This window comes from Nonomuraea sp. NPDC003201, assembly GCF_053590415.1.
In genome coordinates, this window is the sequence record NZ_JBSFTC010000680.1 from 1 (window position 1) to 2,045 (window position 2,045).

At 69.1% G+C, this 2,045-nt stretch carries 1 protein-coding gene; it reads right to left on the minus strand.

All coding sequences use genetic code 11. From position 1 onward, the window contains the following. On the minus strand, positions 1-2,045 hold a 2,045-nt coding region (locus tag ACWDX9_RS62675; RefSeq protein ID WP_449973346.1), incomplete at both ends, for a beta-ketoacyl synthase N-terminal-like domain-containing protein.

Genomic DNA, 2,045 nt, shown 5'->3' on the forward strand with positions numbered 1-2,045 from the left:
TAGAGTTGGCGGCCCATGCCGGGGTGTTGGGCGCCTTGTCCGGAGTAGAGGAACGCGGTTTTGCCGGGTCGGGCACGCCCGACGATCACATTCACGCCCACGCCGACGGCGCTGCGGTTGACGCTGTTGCGGGTGTTGGAGCGGGTGTTGGAGCGGGTGCCGGCTCCGTCGGCGGTCTCGGCTTCGGCTCCGTTGGTGGTTGCGGTTGCGGCTCCGCTTGCGGCGTCTGTGCCGTTGCCGTTGCTGGTGCCGTTTGCGGCGTTCTCGGTGATGCCGGTGCCGCCGTGAGTGCCGTTGCCGTTGACGGTGCCGTTGACGGTCGCGGTGTTGATGCCGTTGCCAGCGCCTGAGCTGTCGCCACTGTCGCTGCCGTTGCCCGCGTCACCGCTGCCGTTGACGCTGCCGTTGACGCTGCCGTTGCTGTTGGCGACGCCGTCACCTGCGCCGAGGCCCGTGCTGTCGTCGGTGTTTGTGCCGGCGAGGTGGTTGAGGGCGTGGTGGAGGTCGTCGGCGTTGCGGGCCAGGATGACGGCGCGCTGTTCGAGATGGGCGCGCGTGGTGGCGGTGGACAGGGCGATGTCGTGCAGGGGGAGGTCGGGGTGGGTGGTGAGGTGGCCGGCCAGGCGGGCGGCCTGAGCAGCCAGGCTCTTCTGGTCACGGGCGGACAGGGCCACCGGGACCAGCGGCAGGGACTTCGGAGCTTCGGCGGCCATCCCGGTGTCAGCGCTTGTGCTGGTGCCCGTGTTGGGGCCTGTGCCTGTGGGGGTGGGGTGGGGGGCTTGTTCGAGGATGAGGTGGGCGTTGGTGCCGCTGATGCCGAAGGAGGAGATGGCGGCGCGGCGTGGTTTGTCGCTGTGCGCGGGCCAGGTTTGGGGGTGCTGGAGGAGGCGGATCTGGCCTTGTTCCCAGTCGACGTGGGTGGTGGGGGTGGTGATGTGCAGGGTTTGCGGGAGGAGGGCTTCGCGGGCGGCCATGACCATCTTGATCACACCCGCCACCCCGGAAGCGGCCTGCGAATGCCCGAAGTTGGATTTGACCGACCCCAGCCACAACGGGTCCGCCGGATCCCGATCGCGCCCGTACGTGGCCAGCAGGGCCTGGGCCTCGATGGGGTCGCCGAGTTTGGTGCCGGTGCCGTGGGCCTCGACCGCGTCGATGTCGCCCGGCGCCAGGCCGGCGTTGGCCAGCGCCTGGCGGATCACCCGCTCCTGAGAAGGACCGTTCGGGGCCGACAGGCCGTTGCTGGCGCCGTCCTGGTTGACCGCCGATCCGCGGATCACACCCAGGACCCGGTGGCCGTTGGCCTGCGCCTCCGACAACCGCTCCAGCAGCAGGATGCCCACACCTTCGGAGAAGACGGTGCCATCGGCCTCATCCGAGAACGCCTTGCACCGGCCATCCCGCGCCAGACCACGCTGACGGCTGAAGTCCACCAGGAGCTCAGGTGTCGCCATGACCGTCACGCCACCCGCGAGCGCCAGAGTGCTTTCACCTCTGCGCAGGGACTCGCAGGCGAGATGGATGGCGACCAGGGAGGAGGAGCAGGCGGTGTCCACCGTCAGCGCCGGGCCTTCGAGACCGAGGTTGTAGGCCACCCGCCCCGACATGACGGAGCCGGCGTTTCCGGTCTGCAGGTATCCCTCGATCTCCTCGGGGTACGGTCCAGGCCCTGAGCCATAACCGGTCTGAGTTCCGCCGATGAAGACGCCGGTCGGGGTGCCTCGGAGCGCGTCCGGGTCGATCCCGGCCCGTTCCAGAACCTCCCACGACGTCTCCAGCAGCAGCCGCTGCTGCGGATCGATCGCGATCGCCTCACGCGGACTGATCCCGAAAAACGCCGCGTCGAACCCGGCCGCGTCCTTCAGGAACCCACCCTCACGCAGATACGTGGTCCCCACATGATCCGGATCCGGGTCATACAACGCCTCCAGATCCCAGCCCCGGTCCTCAGGGAAGGAGGAGATGCCCGAACGGCCTTGGACGAGCATGTCCCACAGGTCCTCCGGCGAGTTCACCCCGCCCGGGTAGCGGCAGCTCATCGCCAC